Genomic DNA, 545 nt, shown 5'->3' on the forward strand with positions numbered 1-545 from the left:
TGATTTCTCTGGCCTTGAGGTCATCGACCGTTTTGAGCAGTTCCTTGAGCGACCGACCCAGACGATCGAGCCGGATGACAGCAAGCGTATCGTTGGGGCGGGCCTGATCGAGTAAGGCAGCCAGACCGGGTCGGTTGAACGTCTTGCCTGAGATCACGTCCTCGAACACGCGTACCGCGCCGTGCTGTAGCAGTCGGTCTTTCTGGCCAGACAGATCCTGATCAGCGGTTGAGACCCTTGCATATCCGAGAATGTCGCCTGTGCTTGGCATGGTGTCTCCAAAACGACCGTTTTAGGGCCTGATTTCCTGTGGCCGCTCTAAACTTGGATTAGGACGGTAAATCTGTCTTTTTATCAGTCTCTATAATATTGGGCGTCTTCAAACTTGCAACGGCGTTTTGAGGACACCTTATGGCCCGCAGACTTCTTTCCTCTCGCGCGTATGCGGAACTCTTCGGGGTGCCGACAGATTCCGAAGCCTTGATCCGTCACTATCTGCTGAGCGGAGATGACATTGACCTGATCCGTACCCGACGCCGCGCCGA

At 55.0% G+C, this 545-nt stretch carries 2 protein-coding genes; one reads left to right on the top strand and one right to left on the bottom strand.

Going from position 1 to position 545, the window contains the following annotated elements; genetic code table 11:
• Window positions 1-271: recombinase family protein (locus tag HBA93_RS18130; protein WP_221724227.1), on the bottom strand; the 271-nt coding region annotated here is incomplete at its 3' end.
• 140 nt (window positions 272-411) lie between these two features.
• On the opposite strand from HBA93_RS18130, the gene HBA93_RS24615 reads away from it, so the two are divergent.
• Window positions 412-545, top strand: a 134-nt coding sequence (locus HBA93_RS24615) for a DUF4158 domain-containing protein (protein WP_221724228.1), incomplete at its 3' end; no start/stop codon positions are given.

This window comes from Ochrobactrum sp. SFR4, from assembly GCF_019730395.1.
Taxonomy (GTDB): Bacteria; Pseudomonadota; Alphaproteobacteria; order Rhizobiales; family Rhizobiaceae; genus Pseudochrobactrum.